This is a genomic window from Streptomyces sp. NBC_00872 (assembly GCF_045161915.1).
In the GTDB taxonomy this organism is placed as follows: domain Bacteria; phylum Actinomycetota; class Actinomycetes; order Streptomycetales; family Streptomycetaceae; genus Streptomyces.
On record NZ_CP108806.1, the window covers coordinates 4,150,067 to 4,174,718 of the forward strand.

The 24,652-nt window shown below is 69.8% G+C and carries 23 protein-coding genes and 1 pseudogene; 8 read left to right on the top strand and 16 right to left on the bottom strand.

Annotated elements, in window-relative coordinates:
- Window positions 1-39 precede the first annotated feature (39 nt).
- The 6 genes and pseudogenes from OG214_RS17755 to OG214_RS17780 all read right to left on the bottom strand — a co-directional run bounded on the left by OG214_RS17755 (window position 40) and on the right by OG214_RS17780 (window position 6,700).
- Window positions 40-1,827: an ABC transporter ATP-binding protein gene (locus tag OG214_RS17755; RefSeq protein ID WP_405985259.1), complete on the bottom strand. Its 1,788-nt coding sequence runs from the start codon at window positions 1,825-1,827 to the stop codon at window positions 40-42.
- Between the two features lie 28 nt (window positions 1,828-1,855).
- A complete protein-coding gene (locus OG214_RS17760; RefSeq protein ID WP_405985260.1) occupies window positions 1,856-2,902 on the bottom strand; it encodes a hypothetical protein in 1,047 nt (348 codons plus the stop codon).
- A 72-nt stretch (window positions 2,903-2,974) separates the two neighbouring features.
- The gene (locus OG214_RS17765) at window positions 2,975-4,033 is read right to left on the bottom strand and encodes a DUF1611 domain-containing protein (RefSeq protein WP_405985261.1); all 1,059 of its coding nucleotides are present in this window, start codon (window positions 4,031-4,033) and stop codon (window positions 2,975-2,977) included.
- A gap of 674 nt (window positions 4,034-4,707) precedes the next feature.
- Window positions 4,708-5,524 (bottom strand): IS5 family transposase gene (locus OG214_RS17770; RefSeq protein WP_405985262.1). Its coding sequence is split into 2 segments (ribosomal slippage): window positions 4,708-5,182 and window positions 5,181-5,524, totalling 819 coding nucleotides; the frame shifts between segments, so codons are not numbered across the junction.
- Between the two features lie 216 nt (window positions 5,525-5,740).
- Window positions 5,741-5,983: pseudogene (locus OG214_RS17775) on the bottom strand (hypothetical protein); the annotation flags it as partial.
- A gap of 138 nt (window positions 5,984-6,121) precedes the next feature.
- A complete protein-coding gene (locus tag OG214_RS17780) occupies window positions 6,122-6,700 on the bottom strand; it encodes a TetR/AcrR family transcriptional regulator (protein WP_405985263.1) in 579 nt (192 codons plus the stop codon).
- 91 nt (window positions 6,701-6,791) lie between these two features.
- On the opposite strand from OG214_RS17780, the gene OG214_RS17785 reads away from it, so the two are divergent.
- The 3 genes from OG214_RS17785 to OG214_RS17795 all read left to right on the top strand — a co-directional run bounded on the left by OG214_RS17785 (window position 6,792) and on the right by OG214_RS17795 (window position 9,462).
- The gene (locus OG214_RS17785; protein ID WP_405985264.1) at window positions 6,792-7,238 is read left to right on the top strand and encodes an anthrone oxygenase family protein; all 447 of its coding nucleotides are present in this window, start codon (window positions 6,792-6,794) and stop codon (window positions 7,236-7,238) included.
- Between the two features lie 509 nt (window positions 7,239-7,747).
- Window positions 7,748-8,470 carry a dienelactone hydrolase family protein gene (locus tag OG214_RS17790; protein ID WP_405985265.1) on the top strand — a complete coding sequence of 241 codons (723 nt, stop codon included), beginning with the start codon at window positions 7,748-7,750 and terminating at the stop codon, window positions 8,468-8,470.
- A 542-nt stretch (window positions 8,471-9,012) separates the two neighbouring features.
- On the top strand, window positions 9,013-9,462 hold the full coding sequence (locus OG214_RS17795) for a hypothetical protein (RefSeq protein ID WP_405985266.1): 450 nt from the start codon (window positions 9,013-9,015) through the stop codon (window positions 9,460-9,462).
- A gap of 149 nt (window positions 9,463-9,611) precedes the next feature.
- Here OG214_RS17795 and OG214_RS17800 read toward each other — a convergent pair whose 3' ends face one another.
- Both OG214_RS17800 and OG214_RS17805 read right to left on the bottom strand, forming a co-directional pair.
- Window positions 9,612-11,045, bottom strand: a complete 1,434-nt coding sequence (locus tag OG214_RS17800) for a hypothetical protein (protein ID WP_405985267.1) — start codon at window positions 11,043-11,045, stop codon at window positions 9,612-9,614.
- A 690-nt stretch (window positions 11,046-11,735) separates the two neighbouring features.
- The gene (locus tag OG214_RS17805) at window positions 11,736-12,509 is read right to left on the bottom strand and encodes a DUF4328 domain-containing protein (protein WP_405985268.1); all 774 of its coding nucleotides are present in this window, start codon (window positions 12,507-12,509) and stop codon (window positions 11,736-11,738) included.
- A gap of 334 nt (window positions 12,510-12,843) precedes the next feature.
- On the opposite strand from OG214_RS17805, the gene OG214_RS17810 reads away from it, so the two are divergent.
- On the top strand, window positions 12,844-13,611 hold the full coding sequence (locus tag OG214_RS17810) for an SDR family oxidoreductase (RefSeq protein WP_363081021.1): 768 nt from the start codon (window positions 12,844-12,846) through the stop codon (window positions 13,609-13,611).
- A 138-nt stretch (window positions 13,612-13,749) separates the two neighbouring features.
- Here the strand turns inward: OG214_RS17810 and OG214_RS17815 are convergent, their stop codons facing one another.
- The 3 genes from OG214_RS17815 to OG214_RS17825 are packed head-to-tail and all read right to left on the bottom strand — an operon-like array spanning window position 13,750 to window position 15,624.
- Entirely contained in the window at window positions 13,750-14,319 is a 570-nt protein-coding gene (locus tag OG214_RS17815) for a flavoprotein (protein ID WP_363081020.1), read from the bottom strand.
- Window positions 14,316-15,119, bottom strand: coding sequence for a L,D-transpeptidase (locus OG214_RS17820; protein ID WP_405985269.1), 804 nt, complete (start codon window positions 15,117-15,119; stop codon window positions 14,316-14,318). Before OG214_RS17820 ends, OG214_RS17815 begins: the two co-directional genes overlap by 4 nt.
- Complete coding sequence (locus tag OG214_RS17825) at window positions 15,109-15,624, bottom strand: SigE family RNA polymerase sigma factor (RefSeq protein ID WP_405985270.1); 516 nt, start codon at window positions 15,622-15,624, stop codon at window positions 15,109-15,111. The genes OG214_RS17820 and OG214_RS17825 overlap by 11 nt, the downstream gene beginning before the upstream one ends.
- Before the next feature lie 197 nt (window positions 15,625-15,821).
- Between OG214_RS17825 and OG214_RS17830 the strand changes: the two genes are divergently transcribed.
- Together OG214_RS17830 and OG214_RS17835 are read left to right on the top strand one after the other, a co-directional pair.
- Entirely contained in the window at window positions 15,822-16,817 is a 996-nt protein-coding gene (locus tag OG214_RS17830) for a L,D-transpeptidase (RefSeq protein WP_405985271.1), read from the top strand.
- 68 nt (window positions 16,818-16,885) lie between these two features.
- Window positions 16,886-17,134 (top strand): hypothetical protein, encoded by a 249-nt coding sequence (locus OG214_RS17835; protein WP_365903440.1) that lies wholly within the window; start codon window positions 16,886-16,888, stop codon window positions 17,132-17,134.
- Window positions 17,135-17,342: 208 nt separating this feature from the next.
- Here OG214_RS17835 and OG214_RS17840 read toward each other — a convergent pair whose 3' ends face one another.
- The 3 genes from OG214_RS17840 to OG214_RS17850 form a co-directional block, all read right to left on the bottom strand.
- On the bottom strand, window positions 17,343-17,699 hold the full coding sequence (locus OG214_RS17840) for an ArsR/SmtB family transcription factor (protein ID WP_405985272.1): 357 nt from the start codon (window positions 17,697-17,699) through the stop codon (window positions 17,343-17,345).
- Between the two features lie 152 nt (window positions 17,700-17,851).
- Window positions 17,852-18,136 carry a twin-arginine translocase TatA/TatE family subunit gene (locus OG214_RS17845; RefSeq protein ID WP_405985273.1) on the bottom strand — a complete coding sequence of 95 codons (285 nt, stop codon included), beginning with the start codon at window positions 18,134-18,136 and terminating at the stop codon, window positions 17,852-17,854.
- A 220-nt stretch (window positions 18,137-18,356) separates the two neighbouring features.
- Window positions 18,357-19,058, bottom strand: coding sequence for a hemerythrin domain-containing protein (locus tag OG214_RS17850; protein ID WP_405985274.1), 702 nt, complete (start codon window positions 19,056-19,058; stop codon window positions 18,357-18,359).
- A gap of 534 nt (window positions 19,059-19,592) precedes the next feature.
- Between OG214_RS17850 and OG214_RS17855 the strand changes: the two genes are divergently transcribed.
- Window positions 19,593-21,455, top strand: coding sequence for a prolyl oligopeptidase family serine peptidase (locus OG214_RS17855; RefSeq protein WP_405987539.1), 1,863 nt, complete (start codon window positions 19,593-19,595; stop codon window positions 21,453-21,455).
- 188 nt (window positions 21,456-21,643) lie between these two features.
- A complete protein-coding gene (locus tag OG214_RS17860) occupies window positions 21,644-22,396 on the top strand; it encodes an SURF1 family protein (protein WP_405985275.1) in 753 nt (250 codons plus the stop codon).
- 42 nt (window positions 22,397-22,438) lie between these two features.
- Here the strand turns inward: OG214_RS17860 and OG214_RS17865 are convergent, their stop codons facing one another.
- Window positions 22,439-23,890: a hypothetical protein gene (locus tag OG214_RS17865; RefSeq protein ID WP_405985276.1), complete on the bottom strand. Its 1,452-nt coding sequence runs from the start codon at window positions 23,888-23,890 to the stop codon at window positions 22,439-22,441.
- Window positions 23,887-24,549, bottom strand: a complete 663-nt coding sequence (locus OG214_RS17870) for a SigE family RNA polymerase sigma factor (protein ID WP_363081010.1) — start codon at window positions 24,547-24,549, stop codon at window positions 23,887-23,889. The genes OG214_RS17865 and OG214_RS17870 overlap by 4 nt, the downstream gene beginning before the upstream one ends.
- Window positions 24,550-24,652: the final 103 nt, after the last annotated feature.

Below are 24,652 nucleotides of genomic sequence, written 5' to 3' on the forward strand. Positions count from 1 at the left end.
CGAAGAGGTCGGCTTCAAGCACGTCAGGGGCTGGACTCCTCAGGCAGTCCGTCGGGTTGTCTGCGTGGCCTTTCGGCGGGCCGACGTTGAGGCCGAGGCCGGGCTGTGCCACATGCGCAGGGCTCCGTCGTGGAGGTGGATGGTGCGGGTGGCGAGGCGGGTGAGGGCCGGACGGTGGGTGGTCATGATCGCTGTTCGGCTCTCGACCAGGCGGCCGAGCGCGTGGACGACGAGTTCTTCGGCGGCGTTGTCCAGTCCCGTGGTGGGTTCGTCGAGCAGCACGACGGGGGCGTCGGCAAGCATGGCGCGGGCGATGCCGACGCGTTGGCGCTGGCCGCCGGAGAGTCCGGCGCCTCGGTCGGCGAGCCTGGTGCCCAGGCCGTCGGGCAGACGTTCGGTGAACTCGGTGACCAGGGCCGCCTCCGCCGCCTGGGCGATCTCGTGCGGGTCGGCGTCGGGGCGAGCGTAGCTGATGTTGTCGGCGATGGTGCCGGAGAACAGGAACGTGTCCTGGAGCACGACCGCGATCTGGCGGTGCAGCCAGATGGCGGGGATGTCGGCGAGGGGGAGGCCGTCGAGGAGCAAGTGGCCGCGGGTGGGCGGGTAGAGCCCGGCGATGAGGGAGAGCACGGTGGATTTTCCGGAGCCGTTGGGTCCGAGCAGCGCGAGGTGTTCGCCGGGGTGGACGGTGAGGTCGAAGTGGTGCAGGACGGGGCCGCGGCCGTAGTCGAGGGTGATGTCGCGCAGGTCGATTCGGCCGGTGGCGCGGTCGGGCAGGCGCCGGCGCGATGTCGGGGGCGGCGGTGGCTGGTCGAGGATGGCGGCGACGCGTTCCGCGGAGGCCGCGCCCTGGGGGAAGGTGATCGAAAGGCGGGACATCGACCGCATGGGCTTGATCATGTCTTTGAGGTAGCTGGTCACCACGACCAGCAGACCGACGGTCCACCAGTGGTTCACAACACCGAGGCCGCCCGCCCACAGCAGTGCCGCGGTGGCCACCGCGGCGGCGGCTTCGAGCAGTGGAGTGAATCGGGCGCGCAGTTCGACGCTGCGCAGGCCGGCGTCGAGGGTGGTGCCGTTGCTGGTGGCGAAATGCGCGTCGTGCAGGTCCTGGCGGCCGAAGGCGTGGATGGTGCGGATGCCTTGAAGGGACTCGGTGACGAAGGCGGCGAGGTGTCCTTCGGCGGCGCGCTGCCGCCGTTCCGTCTGGCGGGTCAACCGGGTGTAGCGGGCGGCCGTGAAGAGGATCAACGGGGCGCCTCCGATCGCGATCAGCCCCAGGCGCCAGTCGACGGAGAGGATGACGGTGGCGTAGCCCGCGAAGGCCAGAAGTCCGGGTAGCAGTGTGGAGAACAGGTCGACCAGAGCGTCCTGAATCCGGGTGGTGTCGACCGCGACGCGGCTCGTCAGTTCCCCGGCGGCCTGCCGGTCGTGGTAACTCATGGGCAGCCGTTGCATATGGGCGAAGACGTCCGTGCGGATCTCCGCCGTGATGCGCTCTCCGGCGCTGTTCATCACACGGTCACCGAGGTAGTCGAAGGCCCCCGAGGCGAGAGTGATCAGCAGCAGTGCGACGGCGGCTACGGTGAGCATGGCCAGCGGGGAGTCGCCCACGATGCCCGTGAGCCAGACCAGTGGGCCGCTGGTCCGGCCCCTGAGTACGTTGTCGATGACCAGCGCCAGCGGCCAGGGTGCGGCCAGGTCGGCGATCAGTTCTCCGATACGCAGCCCCACGCCGAGCACGAGTGTGCCCAGGTGCGGGCGGCCGTAGGACCGGAATCGCCATAGGTGTCGCATCATTCCCACATCGGCACGGCGGTCCCTCATCTGCCCACCTCCCCGGTCAGACGGCCACTCATCTGCCCACCTCCCCGGTCAGGTCCGCGCGGGCGGCGTCTTTGAGAGCCGCGTTGCTCGCGCCGGGGCGTATGCCGTGCTCGGCCATGGCGGTCAGCACCACCGGCGCGAGTCCGGGATCGGCACGCGTGATCGCGGACAGCAGCCATGAGAATTGGCTGCGCTGGTTCAAGGCGTCCTTGGTCGGCTTCAAGGCGTCCTTGGCCAGCCGGGCGGGGTCGGCTCCGGCCGACTCCATGCCGCGCAGCAGCGCCGCGTCGAAGCGCGCCGCGTCGGCACCCGTGGCGATGACCCGCTCACGAGCGGACCAGCATGCCGATGCCCATACGGTGCCGTCGGCGTGCGGGTCCTGTTCCCGCCCGCCCCAGAAGTGCGCCATTGTCCACCGGGGCTGAAGTTTGCGGCGCCGCTGGTCCCACTCGGCGATGGCCCCGCGGTGCCAGCCGTAGATGTCCGGGGTGCCCAGCAGGATGGCCGTGAGGACATCTGCTGTGCCTTCGTCCAGGGCGACTTTCCGGTTGGTCTGCTGCGCCGGAGGACGCAGCCGGTTGAGCCGGAAGTCCGCGGTGTGCCGGCACAGATGATGGCCGACCTCGTGACAGATGATCGCGACGTTGTGTGCGGGGGCATGGAAATACCGGCTGCCATCCGGTGCCGCGATGAATCCCGCGCCGCCCCCCAGATGGACCTCACCCGCACAGCTGAGAGCGGCGGGCTCGTCCGTGAGTGACGGCCTGGGAAGCCGGTAATGCCCTCCGTGCCAGCGGCGGGGCTGGTTGTGCATCCCGATTCTGACCAGCAGGTGAGGGAGAGGGTGGCCGAGCAGGGCTGAAGCGAACCGCAGGGCACGCTGGACGTGGAAGGCCGTGTTGGTCACGCCGAATGCTCGGGCCTGCCGGTCTGCGGCGGCGTCAGCCAGGGGGCCGCCACCGGCCGCGGGTTCGAACATCAACGTGGAGCCGTCGAACAGCCGCTCGCCGCGCTCGTCACGGACCGTGGCCTCGGGCAGCACCACTTCGGCCGGCCGCAACTCAAGGACGTCCAAGGAGGCTTCGCACAACTGCCCAGGCCGGGGACGCCCGTCAGGTATGTAGACGATCACCGGGATCACAGGGCATCAGCCCCAGGCAGCAGCGTCGGCGAAGGGTCCCGTCGTGGCGGCGGTCTGCCGGACCGGTGCACGCACCAGGTCCAGGGCCGCGCCGTTCGCCAGCTGTGGCGGGGACAGGACCGGCAGTCCCGTGGCGGCGGATGCTTCCTGGGAGGCAAGGGGGCTGGCGGTGACGAGGCCACTCACCACGCGGACCGGGACCCCCAGTCCCCGCAGGATCGTCACCCCGGCCACGGCGTCCAGCGCGTTGGCCGCCGCCAGTACCACACCGTGGGCGAATCCGGGCAGGCACTCGGCAAGCGCCCGTGTCTCGGACTGCAGCAGTCCGTCGGCTATCTCCAGGACGACCGCGTCCGCACCGTCGTCGACCAGGGCATCGCGGATGGCGACCATCGTGGTCCGCAGCCGCTCGACCGGATAGCCGAACGTGGAAGACATGCCGAAGTCGAGGAACTCGGCTACGGTGCTGGCGCCCGCGTCGATGTACATCCAGCGGTCCTTGCCGCTGCCGGAACCGGTGACCTTGCCCGCACCGGCGGCCAGTCCGGCTCGCGTCCAGCCGCACACCATGGCCGACGCCGTCGTGGTCTTGCCCGCGTTCATCGACGAGCCGAGCACGACGACAGTGCCCCACTCCGGCGCCGTGTGCGGCGACGGCGTCCGCGCGTAGTGTTCCAGCGACAGTGGCATCCCGGACCGGTCGTTCAGCGTGCCGATCACCTTCAACTCGGTCGGTGGCAGCCGTCGCGTATGCGCCGAGGCGACCGTTCCCACCAGGCCGCCCGCCGTCAGCAGATGAACGTTGGGCCCGGTCGGCAGGTAACCCTCGTAGAAGTCCGTGGCATACCGGTTGCCGTACGCACCCACGACAATGTCGCCCGAGTAGAGACGGACGCGCCGACCGTGGACGTCCTCCAGATGGTCAAGCTCGCCGAGGTGGGCCACGGTGGCAACCACGAGATCCCCGAGCTGCGGTTCGCGAACCGACCCACCGGGTACGGTCGCGTCCCGGTCGTTGATTCTGCGTGTCACATAGCCCCACTTGGCCCCAGCAAAGTCTCTCATTCCAGATCCCTCACGGTGCGGGTCGGGCCCGTGTCGGCGCCCGAACGAGTGGTCGTCCCTTCGATCGCTCCCACCCATGATCCGTGCTCCCGGGATCGGTCGCATTGTGGTGGTGGCTCTGGCGGTGACCGGTGAGGCGAAAGTCCAGGGCCAGGGCTGGAGTCCGCAGTTCCGAAATTTCTCGGCGGGTGCGGTGGTTACGGCGCTGCCGCGGGCCTATCGGGAGAGCTACGAGTTCAAACAGATTCCCGACGGTGCTGGATTCATGTACGACACACCCATTCATGTACGAAACACCCATAGAAGCCGAAGACTTGAGAGACCGAAGACTTGCGGGACGCGCTCGATAATGCCTTCACACCCGATGAGACCGTCGAGGGGACGAGCCCCGACCAGCTCAGGGAGGACAAGCCGCTATTGAAGTCGGCGTTCTTGAAGGGCAAGCGCACCCCAGCAGAGAAGCAAACCTCGGCGGCACAAGGGCGGGCAGGATAGAGATAAACGGGATAGAGACAAGAAGGCGGCAGAAGCGAAGCACGCAGGGGCAGCAGGCGAGAAGACGCGAGAAGAACCGATAGCGCGAGACGCTGCCGCATGAGACTTTCTGACGACGGTCCATCACCCTTTGTGGGTGAGTCCGACCATCAGCGGACACAGAACTATAAGAGGATGTCTCACGTGGTGAGTTTGGCGAGTTTCTTGTAGCAGGTCAGGGCGGCGGCGAGGCCGAGGAAGGCGAGGAAGTGGCTTCCTTTGCGCTCGTACCGGACGGTGAGGCGGCGGTAGCCGAACAGCCAGGAGATGGACCTCTCGATCTTCCAGCGGTGGCGTCCGAGTCGTTCGGGGGATTCGATGCCCGGGCGGGCGATGCGGGCGATGATGCCGCGTTCGCGCAGCCAGGACAGGGTGTCGGCGGAGTAGTACGCCTTGTCGGCGCGGAGCTTGCCGGGGCGCCGGCGGCGCGGTCCGCGCCGGGATCGTACGGCCGGTATCGCCTTCACGAGTGGCTTGAGGGCCAGGCTGTCGTGCGTGTTCGCCCCGGAGGCGCCGACCACCAGGGGGATGCCCTGGGCCTCGGACAGCACGTGCAGCTTGCTGCCGGATTTGCCGCGGTCGACCGGGTTCGGGCCGGTCAGCGAACCCCCTTTTCGCCCGTACCGAGGCGGCATCGACGATCACCGACGTCCAGTCCAGCTCGCCACGCGCGCCGAGCTCGTCCAGCACCGCCCGGTGCAGCCGACGCCACAGACCCGCCTTCGTCCAGGCGGTGAACCGGCGGTGCGCGGTGGCCGGCGAGACACCGAAAGTCGGCGGCAGATGCCGCCACGCACACCCGCTGGTCAGCACGTACACCACGGCGGTGAACACCGCCCGCTCGTCCAGCGGCGACGTGCCGCCACCCTGGCGACGCAGCGTGAACGACGGCAGCAACGGCGCGACCAGATCCCATAACCCGTCAGGAACCAGCCGCTGCGACAGATCAGCACCCATAAAGAACAATGATGCCGCAGCTCACGACACAGCCACGTGAGACATCGTCTAAGTACAGCAGCAAAACACAGCAACCGCTGCGACTAACAGTGACCGTCAACAACCCAACCCCTGCGCTTTCTTCCGGAACACTTTGTAGCCCTGTACCGCTGTTCGCCGAACCGTGGCCCGGCGTCCCGGCCCGAGGGGCGCGGCGCCAGCGACCGGGCCGACGCCTGGCGCCTTCTTCGGGTACCAGCCCGAGACCGCAGGGGTGAACAGCCGGGTCGCGAAACCGTTCCGCGCCAGTGGGCGGCATGCTCTGGCGCCGCACCGCACCGCACCGCGTCGCCCTACACCGCACCGCACCGCGTCGCCCCGCCCCGCACGAACCCGGGGTCCGCGATGGCCGCTCACCTTCGCTCGCTTGGCTTCGGTGACGCGGTCGGGGCGGTGCCCCGTCAGGGGTGCGGGGCCCGTCAGGGGTGCGGGGCCCGTCAGGGGTGCGGGGCCCGGCGATCTGCGGTTCCGTCGCGTGGGCGCAAGTGGTCAGAAGCGATGCCGTAGGCCGACAGCCGGGCCGCAAGACCTCAGCTGCCCGTCCGCCCGGACGATGCGTCAGACCATGGCGAGCCGGTCCACCAGCAGTTCCACCCTCCGCTCGGCATCCCCCGGCGGCAGCCGTCCCGCCCGGGTCAGGGTCGCCAGCCCGTGCAGGGCCGCCCAGAACACCTCGGTGAACAGCGCCGGGTGAACGCCGTCCCCGGCGACCTCACCGAGGTTTTCCAGCAGGGCGGCGAAGGCGTCCTTCAGCGGCTCCGGGGTGTCCTCCCTCGCGAACGCCAGGCCGCCGTCGAGCTGGAACATGGCGTCGTAGACCGCCGGGTTGCGTTCGGCGAAGTCGAGGTAGGCGCGGGCAAGCGCGGTGACCCGGGCGCGCGGGCCGTCGGCGGCGGAGGTCGCGGCCCGCAGCGCCGCGGCCATCTCGGCGGCGCCCTCAAGGGCGACGGCGCCGATGATCTCGCGCTTGCCACGAAAGTGGCTGTAGAGGACGGGCTGGCTGTACTCGATGCGCTCGGCGAGCCGACGGGTGGTGACCGCGTCCCAGCCCTGCCGCTCGGCGAGTTCGCGGGCCGTCGCCACGATGAGACGTTCGCGGCCCGCCCGTTCGCGCTCCTTGCGTTCCTGTACCGACATGATCCGATCCTAGCACCGCTAGACAATCGAGCGGCAGCAGTACTAGCGTTGCCTCATCATCTAGCAATGCTAGATCCCAGGAGGGGTCATCATGCTCAATGCACTCGAGGTCTTCACCACCGTGGCCGTCGGCGTGATGGTGGGGGTGGAATTCTCCGTCGCCTTCTTCGTCAACCCGATCCTCGACGGCCTCCCCGGCGGCAACGGCCTGCGCGGCCGTACGCACGGAGCCCGGCTGCTCGGCGCCGTGATGCCGTTCTGGTACATCGGCTCGCTCGTCCTCGCCGCAATCTGGGCCATCGCCGGATGGCACCACCACGGCGCCGGCCTCGTCGTCACCGCCGCCGCGCTGCTGATCCTCAGCGTGGTCATGTCGATCCTGCTGCTCGTCCCGATCAACAACCGGGCCAAGACGTGGACCGCCGACGGCCTGCCGGCCGACTGGAAGCAGCAGATGAACCGCTGGGACCGCTTCCACTACGTCCGCGTCGCCGTCATCATCGCCGCCTTCGCCCTGCTGGTCGCCGCCCTCGGCTGAGCCCGCGGGCCGAGACCGCGGGCCGAGACCGCGCAGGCGCAGGTGGCGCGTACTTCCCCTAAATCCGCGAGTGGTAGCGGATCGCCGAAATCCCGCTCCCTCCGTGGGACGCGCCGGCTGGTCTTCGACCTGATGAGCACGCCCGCCGGGGCGGCTCATGTGTACCGAGAGACGTTGGGACTGTGCTGTGGCGATCGGCGCCGAGGCGAGACCGGTGAACAGCGCCGAAGGAACGACGACGTGATCGGAACCACGACGTGATCGACACCAGCGACACCGACGTCTTCCCCGGCCTGGACGTTGGCAAAGGTGCGGCCACGGAGCCTCCGCGAAAACCCGTTGGCGGACCACGGCGACCACTGCTACTTTCCCGGAGGCCGTGCGAGAGAACGAGGAGGTGGTACCCGTGAACGCAGTATCGACATGGGTGCTCCCCTCCGGGTTCGCGGTCGGACGTTAGACAGGTCGTCCGGGAGCGCCGTTCAAACGCCCTCCCGAAAGGCACGACCGTGCACTTCACTTCTGAACAGCGTCTCGACGACGGCGTCCTCGAACGCGAATTCACCCTCGGCGAGATCCCCGGCACCCTGTGGATGTCTGAATCCGCCGCACCGGCCCCGCTGGTCCTGATGGCCCACAACAACGGCCTGCCCAAGGCGGAACCCCGGCTGGTGGCCCGGGCCCGGTACACCGCGGCGCGCGGCTACGCGGTGGCCACCATCGACGCCGTCGGGTGCGGTGACCGTCCCCGTTCCGCCGCCGACGAACAGGCCCGAGCCGACCTCCGGCGGGCGATGCGGGCCGGCGAGCCGGTCGACGAGATCTTCGAGTCCTTCATCGGCCCGCTGGTCGAAAACGCGGTCCCGGAATGGCGGACCACCCTGGACGCCCTCCTCACACTGCCCGAGATCGGCGGCCCGGTCGGATATTCCGGGTGGATGGCCCTCGGCATCCGCCTGGCGGTGGCCGAGCCGCGCATCGAGGCCGCGGGCTTCTTCGCCGGGGGATACGTGCCCCGTGCCCAGCGCGAGGAGGCCCGGCAGATCACCGTTCCGCTGCTGCTCCTGCTGCAGTGGGACGACGAGGGGAACCCCCGGCAACGGGCCCTGGACCTGTTCGACACCTTCGGCAGCAAGGAGAAGACGTTGCACGCCAATCCCGGAGGGCACACCGGCACACCATGGTTCGAGCTGGAGGACGGGAACCGGTTCCTGGACCGGCACCTGAAGTAAGGCCGGGCCGCCAGACCGGCGGCAGACGATGGGCGGTGCCAGCCAGGAAGCCGTCATCGAGGACAGGTCCCGGCCCTCCTCGATGGCGGTGGCCGACAGATGCACAGGCCGCCCCGATCGCGGCGGTACCGGCCAACGGCGGTACCGACCGGTCGGGGCAGCGCTCGGCCACCAGCGCCGCCACCAACTGGGCCCACGCCGCGAGGCACCGCCCCTGGCCGCCACCGCCAGCCCCGTCTCCGTCACCGCCTGCCTCAGCGCCCAGGCCCGCCCGGTGACCGGGTCACATCCCCGACATATGGCGCGAACGCTGGCTGGGACTCGAACCGCGAGAGTGGCGCCAGTTCCTCAAGGTCACGCATCGAGCGGCTGGGGCAACGCGTCAAAGAGCTTGAACGGCAATTTGAAGCACGGCTCCGGATCCACCGTAGGAGTGGTGACCCGGCTCGGAACCACGTACCGCGGGCCCTTGTCAGACATTGTGAGACGAGCACCGGGATCCGATGAGCAGCTCGTCACGCACGGCGCTGCATCATGGACCCATGACGATGTGGTTCCGCAGCTATTGGGACGAGGAAGACATCTGGTTCTACTTCGAGGTCGGCGACGACGGCTGGGTCAGCCGCCAGGCCGAACTCCAAGGGCCTGAACTGCGACCTCTCGCCGATGCCCAGGACACAGACTCCGACTCGCGGTACGGAATCACCGCCGAGTCGCCTCTGTCCGAATGGGAGGGCCATGTGGCGGAGCAACTGACGGCCGAGCAGTTCGAGAGCGTCTGGGCCGCCGCGCGACGCCAGCTTTCGGCGCACCCCGCCTCGTGTCCGGCCGGATCTTCGTGGGCCCGGAACGCCTGGCACGGCACCTCGCCGCGTTGTCGGAGTCGTCCACGTACGTCCGGTCCGTCGACGACGACGCCGATCCTCCGCCTTGCGATGTACCGCACCAGCCGCCCCGGGCTGATCCTCGAAGATCCGCCGGACAGGACCTAACCCGAAGCAACCCTTGACGGGCGCCCCGGCGCGGGGGGCTGGACAATACGGATCCCAGCCCCGCGCCGGACCATGACCATTTCCTCGTCCCCGGCGGCAAGCCGAGATCGAGCCGTCGATGCGGCCCGTCCGATCAGAAAGGACCGTGGTCAGCGGCGAAACCCGCGATGGGGGTCACGGGCAGGGACATTCTGGAATGGGTCGAACCAGGCAGCAGTACGGAGGTCACCAACCCCGAGCTCCCGGTTCGCATCGCCGTCAGGGTCTTCAATGCCGTCAAAGCGGTCGCTGTAGAGCATCAGTACGTCGGTGTCCTGGAAGAACACCTCGGAGCACATGTCGAGGTCGAAGTCGTCGCGGTGGGCGGGCAGCTTCTCCTGCTCATCGGCGTCGTCGAGCTCGTCCACACGATCGCGCGCGTCGCCGATCGCCAGATGGAGGGCGAGTTCCTCCGCAGTGCAGGTGGGCTGCGGCCAGCGGCCGTGTTCGAGGTCGTCAGCGAGGTCATCAACAGCACGGGCGAAACGGCGGCGCCACTGGAGATCAGCTCGGAAGGTCAGCTTCGGCAGTTGGGTGAACACACCCCAGTTCCCCTCAAGTTCCCCGCGTACCAAGGGGCTGTCGCCGATTTCCTCCGCGTCGTCGTACGCCTGGTCGGCCAGCACACACAACGCCGTGTACAGAACGTCGGCGGTTCGGGGGGTGAGCTGCCACAGGCACCGCTCGTCCTCGCACTCCGGGTCCTCGCAATGCGGCGGCTCCGTCTTGAACAGTACTGCGAAGTCCGGCACTTCCTCGTCGTCCGACTGCTTGTCCGGGCGGGCGGGTCGCGCGGCTGCCCCGTGCCGCCAGCCGGGGCCGAAGTCCGCGACCACCGGGGCCGGGCTCCACTCCGCCACCTCGTGCCCCGCCTCGGTGCGCAGCCTCATTCCCTGACAGTCATCGGTGATCGTGTCCGCGCCTTCGATCTCACCGAGTTCAGCGAGCCACATGGCGGCTCCGACGAGGTCCTGCGGATCGTCATCCAGCAGGTCGTCGGCCGGTAGCGGTTCCCAGCCCTCATCAGTGGCCGCCTTCAGCACGGCCTGCTGGTCGTGAACGTGAAACTCGCGTAGCAACGTGACCCGGATGACCGGCCCGGCGAGATCAATGAGCCGAGCGTCCTGCGGGGTATGCGACGCGTGTCGTTCCGCATCATCGCCCTCGGCGTCAGCGGCCTTCCCCACACCGTCGGAACGGTCGCGGGGGATCTGTTCCCACCTCAGGCAGCGGTCGACGGCAGTCGGCCAACTGCCGACAAGCGCATGGTCGACGGCATTGCGCAGCGAGGCGGCCGGGGCATCGGGGAGCTGAATGCACAGTTCCTCCACCGGTCCGATGTCCCAGGTGTCGGCCGACGAGCGGATGGCCCGCTGAAGCATCAGGGCGGCCCGGTAGGCGAGTTCGGGCCGGCGGCAGGTGAGGACGGCCTGAAGCGAGGGGGGTCCTGCGGGGTGGTCGACCAGGGCGAGGATGCGGCTCTTGCTGGGGGTGTGCTCGCAGTAGAAGCCGCGGAGCGCGGCAAGGGACGGCTGACTGGGCATGCGGAGAGCTCCGGACGTATGGGTGGCACGGGCATCGTGCGGAAATGAGTGGAGTTCCCGCTGGTGGGCACGGTGCTGACGTGCCCCCGGACGGTGAAAAAGTCGTCGCCCTCGGCTGGTTCCTCCGGTGCTACCGGTGGTCCGGACCAGGCTTGACGGGGAGCCTACCCGATGCAAGGCCGCCGAGGCCGATAGAGCTCACTTCCGCGGAAAGACAGAAAGGGCGTTGGGCAAAGACGAACCGGCCGGGCCGCCGCAGCCCGCCAGTCCGCCCCGGTTGAGAGGGAGTTCATCCAGGTGCGGAACCGCTGTTGTTCGGCCGCGGTGAGCAGGCGGGTCGTGCCCGGTGCCGGGGCCGGAGCCCGTGGGCGTCCCCGACAAGTCGAGTCCGGGTGTCCTGTGCCCTGTGCCCCACTTCCGGGTGCTCCCTGTGCGGCAACATCCCTGGGAGCCATTTGGGAGCAACCCGCTCCCCCAAGCCCTTCAAGGCCACCCGAGAGACCCCGCCAGTCCAACGCCCTCACCAGGCAAAACTGCGATCAGGCCGGTGTCGATCCCGACTGACCCTCATTCGGGACGAAAAGGTCGTGGGTTCACGTCCGGCCACCCCGACGGTGAGGTACCAGGTCAGGGGCAGTGAGTCATGTGACTCACTGCCCCTGATGTGCCGTGCGTGACCAATTCGTGTGGCTACCGGTCCGGATCGGTCGTGAAGGTGCCGTCCATCGCGACCGCGCCGGTTTCGGGCTCGTCCTTCGCGACCGGCTCCCTGAACGGGCCCTGGAGTGCCTTGAGTCGCTGCATGGCGGTCAGTCGGACGACGAAGTATCCGGCGGCAGCGGCGGCGGCGATGTGCAGAACGTCGGCGGTCATGTACTGCACCACCCCGTCCCTGATCTCCGTCAGCGTCTCGGCGTCGTCGTACTTCGTCCCGGCGTACCGGTTGAACAGCAGGCCGAAGACGAACAGACCCCACCACAGGTTCACCGGCCAGGTCCGCGCCCGGTACCGCTCGCCGTCGGCCGGCATCTGAGATGCGGCCCCCCACATGTCGAGGGCGATGCGGTACGGCATCCAGAGGTTCACCAGCGGGATGAGCCAGGCTCCGATGGCCCACCCGGGTCCGTTGCGGAACCGGTCCGGTGCCAGCAGTCCGGTGTTGCGGCGCATCCGGAAGAACCAGACAACGAAGACGATCGCGCAGGGCAGGTACACGGTGACCTGGTACCTTCCGGCCGTCTCGTACAGCGAGGCGGCGGCCTCCAGCTTCTGCTGCGGAGCCTCGACGAAGCCGCCGTCCCCGTCGATGAGCGCCCAGAGCCGAGCTCCGGCAAACAGGCTGTACAGGTCGCTGAGGGCCACGAGAGCGAGCCCCGCGACGGCTGCGGTCAGGAGTCCGAGCGACAACACGGGCGCCCCTCCGGGCGGCAGCGGACGCGAACGCAGATCACTGGATGCGGACATGACGAGGACGGCCCCCCACGGGCGAGAAACGGAACGGCTCGCGAAAGATCGCGGCCGAGGCACAGTACGCCGGACATGAGGGTCCAGTCCATGACAATTTTTGCAGGTGAACCGGTCCGCCGACCTGCGGAGCCGGTGTCAGTGCCGGTGTCGCCGCTCGCCATCCGCCACGGGCCCGGGGCCGCCGGGCGGGCACGGGGGTGAGCGGCCATGTCCCGGTCGACCGAGGACAGTTGCGGCGCGGCATGCTGCCCTGCGGCGGGCTTTGTTTCGTCCTTTTTGTCCCATACCTTCTGTCGTAACAAAAACAGTTCCCTCAAAGGATGGTTTTGTCATGGGACAGCTCGACAACAAGGTGGCCCTCGTGACCGGCGGTTCCGTCGGTATCGGTCTCGGGATCGCGGAGCGGCTGGCCGGCGAGGGGGCGACCGTGTATGTCACCGGGCGGCGCAAGGCCGAGCTGGACGCGGCCGTGGAGGGGATCAATCGGCGGGCCGGCGGTGGGCGGGCGGTCGGCGAGCAGAGCGATGTGTCGGACCTCGACGATCTCGACCGGCTCTACGCGACGATCAAGGAACGCAGCGGCCGGCTGGACGTCCTCGTCGCCAACGCGGGCGGCGGTGAGTTCGCGCGCCTTGGGAAGATCACCGAGGAACACTACGACCGCACCTTCGACATCAACGTCAAGGGACTCGTCTTCACCACCCAGAAGGCACTGCCCCTGCTGCCCGACGGCGCCTCGGTGATCCTGCTCTCCTCGATCAACGCCTCGCTCGGCATCGAGGCGATGAGCGTCTACAGCGCCACCAAGGCCGCGATCCGCAATCTCGCCCGCAGCTGGGCCGCCGAGCTGGCCGGGCGGGGCATCCGCGTCAACGCCATCAGCCCCGGCCCCATCGAGACCCCCGGTATCCACGGCCTGGTCGGTGACGACCCGCAGGCCAGGGAGGAGTTCGAGACGAACTTCACCGCCCGGATCCCGCTGGGCAGGATGGGCAAGGTGGAGGAGGTCGCCGCCATGGCGCTCTTCCTCGCCACCGACCAGAGCTCCTTCACCACCGGAGCCGAACTCTTCGTCGACGGCGGCTTCGCCCAGGTCTGATCGCGCCTCCGCCCGGCCCGCCTGCCCCCTCGCCCGGCCTGCCTCCGCCCTCTCGCCTCGCCCGCCCCGCCTCGTGAGCTGCGCGCCGTGCCGCGCCACGCCTCGCTGTGCCGCGCTGTGCCGCACCGCGCTCAGGCTTCAGCGCGTGTCGTCCAGCTTCGGCGCGAGCAGGTCCAGGGCCTCCTCCCAATCGAACTGGGTCGCGGCGGTGGCCGAACCCGGCTGGTGGGGCGTGTGCGTTCCGATCAGGACGTCCATCTCGCGCAGCCGGGCGAGGCTCTGCCGGTACGCGGGGTGGGCGGCCTGGGCCGCGTTCAGATACGGGAGTACGGCGGTGGGGACGCCCATGCCGTACGCCTCGCACAGGATGCCCACGGCCAGCGTGTCGGAGATGCCCGCCGCCCACTTGTTGATCGTGTTGAACGTGGCCGGCGCCACCGCTATCGCGTCCGGTGGCGGCAGCGGACGCGGGTCGCCCGGACCGCGCCAGGCCGAACGGATCGGGTAGCCGGTCTGCGCCGTGATCGCCTCCGCGTCGATGAAGGCCAGACCTCTCGGGGTGGCGATGACACCTACGTCCCACCGCCGCTCCTGCGCGGCGGCGATCAGCGTGGTGACATCGGGCGCGACGCCCGCCGCGCAGACCACGACATAGAGAAAGGGTTTCCCGCGCTCGCGCGGATCGCCCTGGTCGGGCTCAGGGGTCATGGTGTGCTCCCCGTTGGAGTGGCGGTGCCCGTGGCGGTGCCCGTGGCGGTGCCCGTGGCGGTGCCCGTGGCGGTGCCCGTGGCGGTGCCTTCTACGGTGAGGACCGCGCCCGGCCTGAGCTGTCCGTACAGCCACTCGGCGTCGACGGAGCGCAGGCCGATCCAGCCGTGGGTGGCGTCCAGCCGGCCGGGGGCGTCCTCGTCGTACGTCATGGCGACGATGTAGTTCCTGCCGTTCTCCGGGGTGCGGAGCTCGATGACCCACGGCAGTGTGACCGCGTACTCACCGCCCATCTCCTTGCCGATGCCCATGCCGTCGGTGGGCATCCGCTTGGTGCGGTACTTGGCGACGACGCTCATCCGGCCCCGGGGTGTGGGGCCTTCGGCCGTGCCCGACGAGATGGGCAGCTCACGGCCGGCGACGGTCAGCAGCCGACGCCCGAGATCGGCCGTGCCCACCGGGGAAGCCGTCGCCGGCGACGCGGAGGACGCCGGTGACGCGGAGGACGCCGGGGACGCGGAGGACGCCGTGCCCGTGCCTCCCGTATACGCCGGGGACTCCTGGCCGCTCCCGCCGCTCGTCGCCGGAGCGGCACGCTCCTCGGTCCGGCCACCGACGTCAGCGGTCAGGGCGAAGACGACGACCCCGACCACCGCGACCGCGCCACCCGCCAGTGCCGCTCCCCGGCGGCGCGCCCGGCGGCGTACGGCGCGGCGCCGGATCTCCGCGCCCGGGAGGGACGGGGGTGTCTCGTGTTCCTGGGCCAGTTCCCGCAGCGTGGTGGTGAGTTCATCGGACACGGCCGTCCTCCTTCTCACCCTGCTCATCGGCCTCGCCCACGGACAGATACCGGGCGAGCGCCGCCCGCCCGCGCGCCAGACGGGCCTTGACGGTTCCGACAGGGGCGCCGGTTTCGGAGGCTACCCGCTCCACGCTCAGGTCGCACAGATGGTGCAGGACGACGACTGTGCGCTGGGCCTCCGGCAACCGCCGCAGCGCCGCGACCAGTGCGGTGCGCTCGGGGTCCGGGCCCGGCGTACGGTCCGGGGCGGGATCACGCCGTACCAGCTCCAGCCAGCGGCGCGCCCGGCGCCAGCGACTCACCGCGAGCCGCATGGCCACCGTACGGATCCAGGCCTCGGGCGCCTCGTCGGCCAGAAAGCTCTGCCGCCGGTCCCAGGCCCGTACGAACGCCTCCTGGACCACGTCCTGCGCCTCGCCGTGATCCCCCGTCAGGGCGTACAACTGGCCCGTCAGCCGAGGGAACACGGACGCGTAGAAGGCGTCGAACTCGTCCTCGGTCATGCCCCCGCCCCGCCGCTCTCCACCGGTACCGAACTTCTTGGTCTCGTGTGCAACCCGGTCGGCCCCGTCGTGCGTACAGGTCGCGTACATCGAAACACAACAGGGGGAATTCCATGACCTCGGAAGTCAGGACCAGTCGTCCCGTCCGCGCCGTGAGCGCGACAGCCGTGAGGGCAAGAGCCGTGAGGGCGACAGCCATGAGCGCGGCAACTGTAGGCGCGACAGCCGTGTGCGTGCTCACGCTCACGCTTGCGGGCTGTTCGGCCCAGGCGAGTACGGGTGCCGGTACCGCGGAGCGGCCCGGCGCGGGCGACCGGAAGCCGCCCGCCGCCGCGAACCAAGCGCGCGGGGCGCGTCCCGAGGCGGACCCGACGCCCTCAACGGCTCCGGAACCGGCGGAGCCCGGCGACGCGCTCAAGGACACCCTCAAGGACACGCTCAAGGGCGTACGGATCAACATCGCCGACCGGCAGACCGTCGGTGTGGGTATGCCGATATCCGTCACCTTCGCCCGTCCGGTCCCGGCCGCCGAACGGGCCGCCGTGGAACGGCTGCTGACGGTCGGGACGACCACGGGTGTCACCGGCTCCTGGAGCTGGGTCAAGGACCGCAATCTGCTCGACGGACCGCGTGTCGACTACCGGCCGCGCGACTTCTGGAAGCCGGGTACGGAAGTGACCGTACGGGCCGGCTCCGGACGCCCGGACCTCGACCGGCACTTCACGGTCGGCCGCTCGCTGATCGCCACCGTCGACGTACGCACCCACACCATGACCGTCGAGAAGGACGGCACCACCCGGCGCGTCCCCATCACCGCGGGCGCCCCCGGGATGGACACCTGGAACGGCACCATGGTCGTCTCCGACAAGCAGCGCCGGGTGCTGATGGACTCCCGTACGGTCGGCTACGGCGACGCGTACAAGGGCTACTACGCCTACGCCGTCCACCTCACCACCTCCGGCACCTATCTCCACCAGAACCCGAAGGCGGACACCTACGCGGGCCGGCGGAACGTCACCCACGGCTGTGTCGGGCTCGCGACGGACGGCACCGCGCGGCGCTTCTACGAGGAGGTCATCCCAGGTGACGTCGTGCGCGTCACCGGATCCACGGACACCGTGGCGGCGGGCAACGGATACGGGGACTGGAATCTCAATTGGGATGAGTGGCGGGCGGGGAGCGCACTACGCTGACTTCGGTGACCGCGCCCCCCGTAAAAAGCCGTATAGGTCAAAAGTTGCGCACGCTTTAAAGTGTCCGCATGGGCATGCGCATGGGCGATCACGATCACAGCGGAACGGAATGGGAGACCGCGGTCCTCGACGGGGGCCCCGCGGACGGGGTACGGATGCGGGTCACCGACCGGCCCGCCGTGGTGCAGGTGACGTACCCCTGTGAGGTGGACGGACCGGCGGGCGGGGCGCAGGTGGAGGCGTTGTACGTGTACCGGCGCGATCCGCGCGTACAGGAGCAGCCACTGCGGTACGGGTTCGACCAGGCGAGCCCGTGACACCGGTCCCCTCGCGGGTCCCCTCGCGCGAATCTCGTGACACGGGTCCTCTGACGCGGATCCTCTGACACACCGACGGACAGGCATAGAGACAGAGAGCGGAGGGGCCGACGACCGGAAGCCGACGACCGGTTCCCGGTCACGCCCGCGCACACGCCTGCGCGCACGCACACGCGCGGAATCAGCCATGCGGCCAGGCCACGCGCGATCAGATGTGGCGGACCGGCGCGTGGCGCACCGGCGCGTGCGCCGCCCGGTCGGTGAGCTGTCCGACCATCAGCCGGACCACGGTGACGACATCGGGATCGTCGACGAAGTAGACCTGTCTGCGGCCTTCACGGCGCGACCGTACGAGCCCGGCCAGCTTCAGCTTGGTCAGATGCTGGCTCACGGCGGGGAGCGCGCCGCCCACCCGTTCCGCGAGTCCGGTGACATCGCTCTCGCCCTGGGCCAGCACCCATACGATGTGCAGCCGCGCCGACGACGCCAGCAGCCCGAACGCGGCAGCCGCTTCCGCGAGCACCTCGGCGGACGGGTCTCCGGAGCCGCCGACTTCTGCCGTCACGATCGCTCTCCCGTCCCGCGCGGTCCTTCGACCCGAATTGCCCGGACCCGAACCCGACGGTTCAGTCTAGGCGTCGGGGTCGGGGACGGTCCCGAAGCGTCGGCGAGCAGCGGCAGCCGGACTCGTGGAGCGATGTCGCGGGCCCCGGCGGGTCAGGACCGCGCGGGTGGGTCGTTCCGCTCGACGATCGTGCCGGTCACGACGCGACGCCCGGACGCGGCGGCCTCCGACCCGGCCGCCGACCCCGCCCCGGACGCCGACCCCGCCCCCGGGGTCTGCCCGCCGTCGCCGTCGCCCTCCTTCTTCAGCGCCTTCGTCTCGCTCTTGAGGATCCGCGCGGCCTTGCCTGCCGAACGGGCCAGCTCAGGCAGCTTCTTGGCGCCGAGCAGAACGACGATGACGATGAGGATCAGGGCCAGTTCGCTCAAGCCGAACATCAGATCTGCTCTCTCCCGGGATCGGACGGGACCGTTTCATGGCCGCCGGTACCGTGTCACGGCGTCGGCGGCCAGAGGTATCTACAGTGCTGTAGAACTATCCCGTACCGTACGACCGTCCGACAAGACCACTTTCCGGCCCGGACCACCACCGGTCACGCTACGCGGGCAGCGGGCGGCGGGCGGCGGGCGGCGGGCGGCGGGCGGCGGGCGGCGTGGACTACGTGGGAACTCCCAGCGCCCTCTTCGACGAGCGGTACCGCGTGATCAGCACCGGACGCATCCAGCGCATGGCCGCGGGGAAATTGCTCACCAGGGGCGCATAGCCCGGGACTTCCTCCGGGTCCTCCATCAGACCGAACACCAGATGGGGTCCGGTATGCGGGGCTCCGCCGACGATCGCCGCCCGCAGCCGGGCGATCTCGTCGTCCGGGATCTGCGGGATCAATACCTTGAATACGGCTTCCTCGTCATCGAAATGCCTGTTCAGAACGGATTGGACCCGCTGCGCCGACGGCAGCCCGGACAGCGCGGCCTGGCCCACGACGACCAGGGCCGCGTCCCGTTCGCCCGTGACCTGCTGGGCGGCGATCGCGTCGACCGTCCTGTCGAGTTCGTGCAGTTCGGCATCGAGCGCTTCGAGCGCGAAGCCCAGTCCGTCGATCCTGGCGGCATCGGTGGGAACGAGTTCCCGCAGCGCCGGCCAGAACAGCACATCCTCGCTCGCGTGGTGGCGGCGGATGGACTCGATCAGCCAGCGAGCGGTATTGACCAGCGCCTTGACACCGACGGGCTCACCGCCGGCGAGGCGCCCGAATGATTCGGACACGAGGGCGGTGCCCCGACGCAGGATCGTGTGCACGGCGAGCAGTTCGTCGTACATGCATGAACGACCGGCGCAGAGCCTAGGTGGAGCAGCCATCGTTTATTCCTGCCTGTCCCAAAATTGAGTAACATTTGGGGTAAATGAGAGAGTATTGAAAACATCTTTCGTGAGATAAGTACCCACCAGACATAAGTTATGCGTATGTCCGAAGTGCGTTCGTACAATTCACCGTGGGCGGCAGGCTTCATATTCCGGGGGTCCGTCCACCGTGCGGCCGCACAATCGGGCGGCACGGAAACCGTGCGATTGATACGGAATTCAGAGGATGGACCTTCCCACTCTCGGGAACTCCGGAAACTCCGGGAGGAGGGCACCTCTCTTTACTTCTGTGCCCTCCGGGAGATCGCCTCACACCTCGAAGATCCCGGCGTCGACGGTCCCGGTGCCGACGGTCTCGCCGCTCTCGGACCGGGGCCGACCGTGACATGGGATCAGGCCGAGGCGGAACTGACCGCCATCGCCACGAGGATCCTGCCCGGCGGACGGGAGTTATCCACAGGCTGAGGGGGACGCCGACGGGATGTCGGGGTTCCGGCGCAGAATGGGTGCATGAATCAGATGGCCGGTTCGATGCCGGAGTGGGAGAAGCGCTTCCGGGCGCCGCGGGTTTCGCTGCCGGACTGGGCGGAGGACGCGCCGGAGCGGGCGCTGTTCGTGTCCAATGCGACGGGGACGTATGAGCTGTACGCGTGGGATCGCACGACGGGCGCCCAGCGGCAGGTGACGGACCGGCCGAACGGGACGACGGACGGGGTGCTGTCGCTCGACGGCGAGTGGATCTGGTGGTTCTCGGACACGGACGGGGACGAGTTCGGGGTCTGGATGCGCCAGCCGTTCACGCCCGGGTGGAGCGGTGCCGGGCAGAAGGACGGCGGCGAGGCCGGCGCTGTCGGTGAGGGGGGCGGGGCAGGGGCCGAAGGCGGCGCCGGAGCCGGGACTTCCGCGCTCGACGAGCCTGCGGCACCGGGGCTCGCTCCTTCCTATCCCGCCGGGCTCGCGCTCGGGCGGGACGGCACGGCGGTCGTGGGGCGGTCGACCGACGAGGACGGCTCGACGCTGCATGTCGTACGGCCGGGGGAGGCGCCCGTCGAGATCTACCGGCACCGGGAGTCGGCCGGGGTCGGGGATCTGTCGTACGACGGCACACTGCTCGCGATCGAGCACACCGAGCACGGGGACGCGATGCACTCGGCGCTCCGGGTGCTGCGGCTGGACGGCTCGACGGTGGCGGAGCTGGACGACACCGAGGGCGGTACGCGCGAGCTCGGGCTGGAGGTGCTGGGCTTCGCGCCGGTGGCCGGGGACTACCGGCTGCTCGTCGGCCATCAGCGGCGGGGGCGCTGGGAGCCGATCGTCTGGGATCCGCTGACGGGCGTGGAGACCGATCTCGCCGTCGAGCTGCCCGGGGACATCAGCGCCGAGTGGTATCCGGACGGGTCGGAGCTGCTGATCGTGCACAGCTTCGAGGGCCGCAGCGAGCTGTGGCGCTACGACTTCGCCAAGAGCGCGCTGATCGAGGTGGAGACCCCGGCGGGGACGGTGTCGGGGGCGACGGCCCGGCCGGACCGCAGCGTGGAGTATCTCTGGTCGTCCGCGGCCGAGCCGCCGCGGGTACGGTCCACGGCGGGCGGGGTCGTGCTCGATCCGCCGGGTATGACGGCGCCCGCGTCGGTGCCGGTGGAGGACGCGTGGGTCGAGAGTCCCGGTGGCAGGGTCCACGCGCTGGTGCAGCGACCGGCGGGGAAGGGGCCGTTCCCGACGGTCTTCGAGATCCACGGCGGTCCGACATGGCACGACAGTGACGCGTTCGCCGCGGGACCCGCGGCCTGGGTCGACCACGGGTTCGCGGTCGTGCGGGTCAACTACCGCGGATCCACGGGCTATGGGCGCGAGTGGACGGACGCGCTCAAGCACCGGGTCGGGCTGATCGAGCTGGAGGACATCGCGGCGGTCCGGCGGTGGGCGGTGGACTCCGGCCTGGCCGATCCGGCGAAGCTGGTCCTGGCGGGCGGTTCCTGGGGCGGCTATCTGACCCTGCTCGGTCTCGGCACCCAGCCGGACGACTGGGCCGTCGGGCTCGCGGCGGTGCCGGTCGCCGACTATGTGACGGCGTACCACGACGAGATGGAGGCGCTGAAGGCGATGGACCGCACCCTGCTGGGCGGTACGCCGGAGGAGGTGCCGGAGCGTTTCGAGGCGTCGTCGCCGCTGACCTATGTCGACGCGGTCCGGGCTCCTGTCTATATCTCGGCGGGTGTGAACGACCCGCGGTGCCCGATCCGCCAGGTGGAGAACTATGTGGACCGGCTGGCCGCCCGCGGCGCGGTCCACGAGGTGTACCGCTATGACGCGGGCCACGGATCACTGGTCGTGGAGGAACGGATCAAGCAGGTCCGGCTGGAGCTGGACTTCGCGATGAGACACCTGAAGTAGTGAAGTAGTAGAGAGGGAGAGAGGAAGTAGAGAGGGAGAGAGGAAGTAGAGGGGAAGAGACAAGGGGAGAGCGAGGCGGAGGACGCGCGGGCCGGGCCCGGGAGACCGGGACCGGCCCAGGGCCCGGCGGGCGGCCGGGAGCGGGACCCGGGAAGTGGGGGTCGGGGGGCGTTCCGTACGGTGGAGGGGTGTACCGATTCCTGGTGACTCCGCGCTGGTGGGGAATCAATGCCTTCGTCCTGCTGGCGATCCCCTTCTGCGTCTTCATGGGGACCTGGCAGCTCGGCCGCTTCGAGGACCGTGTCGACACCCACCAGGCCGCACAGGAGCGGCCCGACCCCGGGAAGCGGGCCGCGGCGGCGGTACAGACGCTGCTGCCCGTCGATCAGGAGACGTCCGGTCGTCATGCCACGGCGACGGGGCGGTACGGAGAGCAGTTCCTCGTTCCGGACCGGGAGCTGGACGGCAGGAACGGCTCGTATGTACTGACCATGCTGCGTACGGACGGCGGCAAGGCGCTGCCCGTGGTGCGCGGGTGGCTGGCGGAGGGCAGGAAGGCGCCCGCGCCACCGGCCGGCGAGGTCAGTGTGACCGGGGCGCTCCAGGCCTCCGAGTCCGTGGGGTCCGACGGGGTGCGGGCGGGCGGGGGTCTGCCCCAGGGACAGCTCGCCATGATCAGCGCGGCGTCGCTGGTCAATGTCGTGCCGTACGAGGTGTACGACGCGTGGATCACCGTGACCCACGCGTCGGACGGACTGCTGCCCGTGCCCGCCGCCACACCGCAGAACACGGGGCTCGACCTCAAGGCGTTCCAGAACCTCGGCTACACCGGTGAGTGGTTCGCCTTCGTCGGCTTTGTGATCTTCATGTGGTTCCGGCTGTTCCGTCGCGACGCGGAGGCGGTCAAGGACCGGGCGCTGGGGCTGGAAACCGCCGCGTAGCCCGCAGCCCGCAGCCCCAGCGTCACCTCGGCGGCCGGCACGCTACGGCGCGTTCAGGACGCCTGTCCGGTAGATCGTGCCCGCGCAGGCGTTGGGGATCGTCGCCTCGGCGACCGGCGCACCCGGCTCCGGGGTGTGCACGACGGAGACACTGCCGTCCATCGTGCCGCCCTCGGTCAGGAGCTGAGGCTCCGCGTTCGTTCCCGTGCCCGCTCCGGTGTCGGGGCCGCCCGTACCGGTACCACCGCCCGTACCGGTGCCCGCCGAGCTGTCGCCCGACGGCGTGGGGTCCGGGGAGGCACCGGTGGTCGGACAGCTCTCGGCCGGTACCCAGGCGAACCGCACCTCGTACGCGCTGTTCGGCGTCAGCGTCACCGCCGCCGCTTCCAGGGACGGGTCGGGCAGTCCGGTGGCCGCGTCACCCGCCGTGTGCGCCACGACAGTGATCTTGGCCTTGTCGGCCGCGCCCCCGGTCTGGAAGTCGACCGTGCCCCGGCCGGTGACCGAGCAGTCGGTGCGCGAGACATTGGCGACGCGGAAGGTGCCGTACACCTTGCCGCCGGAGTCGGGCGCGCCGGCTTCGGCGACGGTGACCCCGAGCTGGCCCGGCGCGCATGTGGGCAGGGACGAGGACTGGGAGCCGTCGGGGTCGGCCGTACCGGTGGTGCCGCCCTCGGCCGTACCGCCCGAGGCGGTGTTCTCCGGCTCGGCCACCTTGTCGGGGTCGTCCGTGTCGGGGGACACATGGTCGGCGGGCTGGTGGGGATCCTTCCCCGCGCCGCTGGAGTCCTTGCTCGCGCCCGTACCGCCCTGGGCCTGTTCGCCATGGCCCGCGTTGACCGAGTGGTCGTCCGCCGTGCCGGTGGAGTTGGCGACATGGACGAACGCGGGAACCGCCGTGCCGAACAGCAGCGCGGCCGCGGCCATACCGACGACGGCCTGGCGCTTTCTGGCCCGCCTGGTCGGTACCGCCTTGCGGAGATGGTCGAGGGCTCCCTCGGACGGCCGCAGTTCGTCCACGGCGTCATGGAGCAGCCGGCGCAGCGCCAGCTCGTCCATGTCGAAGCCGTCGAGGCTTCCGCCCAGGTCGCCGCCCAGGTCGCCGCCCGGCTCATCGCCCGGCTCGCCGCCCAGGTCGGCGTTCAGATGGCCGACGTCTCCGCCGGCATCACCGCCCGGCTCACGGCTGCCCGTACTCCCCGTGCCGCCACCGCCGCCACCGCCACCGCCGCCGCTGCCGACGTCGTCACTGGCACCGCGACCGATACCGCTCCGGCCACTGGCACTGCCACTTCCACCGCTGCCGCCGGCACCCGTATGACCGAGGCCGCTCAGCTCGTTATCCGGCCCGTTGTTCACAATTCCGTTTCCAGTCAGGTCGTTCAACGGCGCGTCCGGCCCGGCCGGCTTGTCCGGCTCGTTCCCACGGCCCTCGCCGCGGCCGTTCGCACGGCTCAGACGGCCGAAGCCACGCCGGTCCTTCCGCGCACTCATGCCGTGGCCTCCATGGCGACGCGCAGCGCCTTGATGCCGCGCGAGCCGTACGCCTTCACCGAACCCAGTGATATTCCCAGAGTCTCGGCGACCTGCGCCTCGGTCATGTCCGCGAAGTACCGGAGGACCAGCACCTCGCGCTGCCGCCGCTGCAATCCGCGCATCGCCTTGATCAGCGCGTCCCGCTCCAGCTGGTCGTACGCGCCCTCCTCCGCGCTCGCCATGTCCGGCATCGGCTTGGAGAGCAGCTTGAGACCGAGGATGCGTCTGCGCAGCGCGGACCGGGAGAGATTCACCACCGTCTGCCGCAGATACGCGAGCGTCTTCTCCGGCTCCCGTACGCGGTTGCGCGCGGAGTGCACCCGGATGAACGCCTCCTGGACGACATCCTCGCAGGAGGCCGTGTCGTCCAGCAGAAGGGCGGCGAGACCGAGCAGTGACCGGTAGTGGGCGCGATAGGTCTCGGTGAGGTGATCGACGGTGGTACCCGCTGCCATCGCGCCGTCAGCGCCCTCGCGCTGGGACGGCAGACGGGCCGGGCGCGCTGCGGGCATAGGGGCGATCACCGGCATACCGCCGGGTGTGCGGGGCCGCCGGAGCGGGCGCACCGCCGCGCCGCGTACCGGGGCGATCGCTGTGATGTCGAGAACCTCTGCCACGCCTGTTGGACACGCTTCCCCCCGTCAGGGTTGTACGCGTACGTCACCCCATTTGACGCTGCACCAATTGCCGTCATACGTACCCGATCTCCCCCTATGCCCC